Source organism: Acinetobacter sp. YH12096, assembly GCF_013419215.1.
GTDB lineage: Bacteria > Pseudomonadota > Gammaproteobacteria > Pseudomonadales > Moraxellaceae > Acinetobacter > Acinetobacter amyesii.
In genome coordinates, this window is the sequence record NZ_VPAM01000070.1 from 1 (window position 1) to 3,990 (window position 3,990).

General features: G+C 35.7%; 5 protein-coding genes and 2 pseudogenes. 4 read left to right on the forward strand and 3 right to left on the reverse strand.

The features are described 5' to 3' along the window. Positions 1 to 119: 119 nt before the first annotated feature. Together FTU36_RS16950 and FTU36_RS16400 are read right to left on the reverse strand one after the other, a co-directional pair. Positions 120 to 569 (reverse strand): DUF4236 domain-containing protein, encoded by a 450-nt coding sequence (locus FTU36_RS16950; protein ID WP_180118578.1) that lies wholly within the window; start codon positions 567 to 569, stop codon positions 120 to 122. 10 nt (positions 570 to 579) lie between these two features. Then, positions 580 to 1,941: a DUF4041 domain-containing protein gene (locus tag FTU36_RS16400; protein ID WP_180118580.1), complete on the reverse strand. Its 1,362-nt coding sequence runs from the start codon at positions 1,939 to 1,941 to the stop codon at positions 580 to 582. Positions 1,942 to 2,054: 113 nt separating this feature from the next. Here FTU36_RS16400 and FTU36_RS16850 point away from each other — a divergent pair. From FTU36_RS16850 to FTU36_RS16410, 3 genes and pseudogenes are all read left to right on the forward strand, one after another. Next, positions 2,055 to 2,276 (forward strand): annotated as a pseudogene (locus tag FTU36_RS16850) (hypothetical protein). Positions 2,277 to 2,401: 125 nt separating this feature from the next. After that, the gene (locus FTU36_RS16405; RefSeq protein WP_180009666.1) at positions 2,402 to 3,049 is read left to right on the forward strand and encodes a hypothetical protein; all 648 of its coding nucleotides are present in this window, start codon (positions 2,402 to 2,404) and stop codon (positions 3,047 to 3,049) included. Next, complete coding sequence (locus FTU36_RS16410) at positions 3,018 to 3,503, forward strand: hypothetical protein (protein WP_180009667.1); 486 nt, start codon at positions 3,018 to 3,020, stop codon at positions 3,501 to 3,503. Before FTU36_RS16405 ends, FTU36_RS16410 begins: the two co-directional genes overlap by 32 nt. 64 nt (positions 3,504 to 3,567) lie before the next feature. On the opposite strand, the gene FTU36_RS16415 is transcribed toward FTU36_RS16410, so the two are convergent. After that, complete coding sequence (locus FTU36_RS16415) at positions 3,568 to 3,765, reverse strand: hypothetical protein (RefSeq protein WP_180114226.1); 198 nt, start codon at positions 3,763 to 3,765, stop codon at positions 3,568 to 3,570. Between the two features lie 146 nt (positions 3,766 to 3,911). Between FTU36_RS16415 and FTU36_RS16420 the strand changes: the two are divergent. Next, positions 3,912 to 3,990, forward strand: a pseudogene (locus FTU36_RS16420) (IS1595 family transposase); the annotation flags it as partial.

Sequence of the window (3,990 nt, forward strand, 5' to 3'; positions counted from 1 at the left end):
GGATCAGAAAGCTTGTTTGAATCGATGTATTTCATCCGCAGATTATGCACGAATGCTAAGAAATCCGGAGTGCAAATATTAACCAAAAAGAAGATCGTTTTTTGATTTATGAAAGAGATCTATTGTTGTAGATTCACAAATACAAATAATAAAAGCCATCCAAAACTTATAAACCTTGCTGGCTTTGAATAGCCTTCACGCAAAGTAAACCATGCGAAAATATATGGCATTAGAAAGATTCCAATGCCTAAAAGAATCGAAACCTTCCGCTCAAACTTTGGCATAAATGGTAAAGGTGTAGGAACTTGCGTTCCTACAGGAGACATATTCATTTGCATGCTAGACCTTACAGGCTCACTTCTAACAGTTTCTTTCTTTACTTGCTTAGGGCTGAAACTGCTATACGAAAGCCCAGTACCAGGCAAACCAACAGTTGTTCTTGTTCCCTTTTTGCCAAGGTTTACACGCGCGCCTTTACCGCCTAATGAAACGCTAGAAATACCCTTTTTCGTAATATTTAAACGTACACCCGGTGCTATCTTTAGACTTTTTCTAAAATTAAAACCCACGATTACCCCCTTATATTAAAGCTGGAATTTCTTCCTCAAGCCTTTTTTCTGCCTGAGTTTTTTCATGTCTAATTGTTTGGCTTTGTCTATATTGCTCAGCTTCAGCTGTAATAGTAAATTCAGCATCGCTTGAAATCTTATGAACCTCACTTTGGATTTCATCTAAAGTCACATGGAAAAATTCTTTTCGGAGATTGACTAGATTTAAACGACGTTCAGCAAACACTTTATGAAGCGCATTTTCCATAGCCGGTGCATTTTCGCTATAGATCATTGCATGTACATCAAAGTAGAACGGCACACTAGCATCGCCCAGTTCATGTACACGATCTATTGGCTCCAAACGGCGCGTCATACCAATCTTATAGACATCTTCGCCAAATGATCCGATGTTAGAAATAATATAAACATGTCCCGCTTTTGTCTGCTGTGCCATTGATAGTGCGCGCTCATTTTTCTGATGAGCCTCTTCTAACTTAATTGATAACTCAGCAATTTCTGCATTCAATTTATCTAAGTTACCACCGACAGCTTTTGCTGCTTCAGCTTGTGCTTTCAATAATAATTTTTGGAATTTTTCCTCTTCCTTCTGAGCTGCCGCCATTTCCTGCTCAAGCTTTGCCTCTTCGCGCATTTGACGGCGAATTTCAGCCTGCTCCTCTTTCTCTTCTTTTACTTTTTCTTGATATTCATAAGCCAACCATAACTCCTGCATCTTCATGTCCACATATTTACGATCAATATAGACATGGTTTGACTCATTCATTTTATTTATATCTTCGGCAGCTTTGCGAATACGCTCCTGCATTTTTTCTATATTATTCCAACGCACATTTGCTATAGCTGCTTCACATTCATTATTGAATGCTCGCGTTGTTAGCTTGATTGCGCGTGTGACCATTTTCTTACCTTCAGCTTTACTTTCTCCCACAGTCCACTCTGTAGAGCAAGTGACTGCGGTTTTAGCCTTAAGCATTGATTTCTGTTTTTCTCTGATCAACGCAATTCTTTGTTTATATTCTTCAGATGTTCCAAAATCAAAATGTGGCTTATAAAACCCAGATTCAGCTAATTCTAAATCTTCATCATATACAGCAATCTTACGAGTTAATATTTGGAAAAGACCATATTTTTTTTGGTAATCCAACTGAAGCGCTTGAATATCGCTACTTAGTTGAGTCTTACGCTTTAAAGATTCTTCGACTTCCTTATCAACATCTATAATTCTTGAATATCTAGCTTCATATTTTTTTAATTGAGTCTGATTATTAGTATTCTCAGTTTCTTTTGCTTTATATTTCCCATATATAAAATAAAAAGCCGCCCCCAAAAGTGCTACACATATAAGCAAAAAAATTGTAATACCGTTCACTTTATACCCCAAGAATGTTATATTTTTACTTAATTTAACAAATTGTGTACTTTTTGTCACACGGTAAATTTACTGATAAGATTTGCATGACTTTTCTACTTTTAAAATAATTTATGAAATTTTTACTCATTTTAATTTTGGGGTTCACTTCCATTCAAGTTTATGCAAAAAAGTGTGCTGACTTTAGTACTCAGCAGCAAGCACAGAAATAGTATGAACAAAGAAAGAAATCAGGACAAACAGGTTGGAAAAGTTTAGACCGCGACGGCGATGGTCAGGCCTGTGATTGCCTGCCGGGTGGAAATGGCAAGAAGTGCCCGAAGAAGAAAAGATAAAATTGAACAAGTATATTGATTATAATTTAATCCATTAGATTTAATTATTTCCTAATGTATTTCAGTCGAAATATATTTTAAGTAAATTATGCTTACCAAAAATTATGAATAAATTTGGATCAATAATGCATATTAAACCACTTTTACTTTTAGGCTTATTTGGTCTATTAACCGGGTGTCAAGTTGTAGAAACTGCTGATAATAAAAAGTCAGTTTCTATGTTACCGCTACACATTCCAAAGGAAGCACGCTACCTAAATACTGCTGCAAATGCACCTATTTCAGAAAAGCGAGAAGCTTATGCTAACCAACTCGTGAGCTCGGGCCAAAAATATGCCACGATCAAAACAATTCCTTATGAGTTTTTCCAAGGATCAGGTTCTTTAAGTGCGTACCCTTACACGGTTTACACTTTTGACCAGCAACGTGTGAAATTTGTAGAAAACTCACTACTCAGCCCATCAACTACACAAACAAGATTTGATCATTCGCAGGTGAAACTCAAACTACCTGTTGGTCAACACGACATTGTTTTCGTAAGTGGCATTGGAAATCATAGTTACTTTACTGAGATCAAAAACGTGACTTTAGAAGAAAATAAAGATTATGTGATTGGCGTAGATCGTAACCCAAATACAAAACCTCTAGTTTTCATTGCTGAATATGAAGTTGACTCTCGATTTAAAGCGACTGAGCCAGAATCTATTGTTATTACAAAACGTATTGTTGAAGGTGTTGAGCATGCAAACCTTAAAAAAGTCAAAGTTTATTAAAACAGCTACTGGCTTAGGGCTATTAACTTCACTGTTATTGCTCCAAGGCTGCGTACGAATGATGCTACCAACCTCAGAAACTGAATTGGTCACAAAATCAATCAATGGTGGTGGTTCAGTAGAAGTTCCTTTGGACTATGTACAATCCTATGCAAACTTAAAGCAGGCATATGGAAAATGCGTGGAATACAGGACTTATAATGATTATTTGAAAGTTGAAGCTAACCTAGATCGTGAAAATAATATTGGGACTTTTTATGGCAGACCGCCATATGGGACTTATATTTTTAAGACTACAATTACGCCTATAGATTCAACTTCATCTAAGCTTACAATCTATACAATACGTGGCAGTCTTCTGACAGACAATGCCAATCAAAATGTATTAAAAAAACGTTTAGAGCAGGATAAACTTCGTGCATTAGGTCAAGATCCAAAATGCAATAAAGGTTAATTTGTACTTAAATCAAAAGAGTGCCATATGGCACTCTTTTTTATTAGACTGATTAAAAATAAATTCATCTTGCTAATAATTGACCAATTTCTAAATTTGAATATCCACGATCTTTGAAGATTAAAACAATTGCTTGTTTATACATATCAGAATCGGAAGATTTATATTTATTAATAAGTTGCAGCTCTGAATTAAGCTGGAGATCATTTTTTATAGTCAATACTTCCGTAGAGACTTTGTTAAAAATCTTGAAATTAAACATACAGGCACTCGTTATCCGCGTTATAGCGGCCCGACTACAACAAATACCTGCCTTAAATTAACCAGACACCCTTGACCAAAAGGATTGCAAATTAAGACAGGGGCTTAGGAAGTTAAGCATATTAAAAAGTATGGTAACTTCCTTATATGAAAGCAAAAAATAGATACTATTCCCATTCAAGAATCGCAGAAGCAAAATTCAGGCAAATTATTCGCTTTTTTGCCA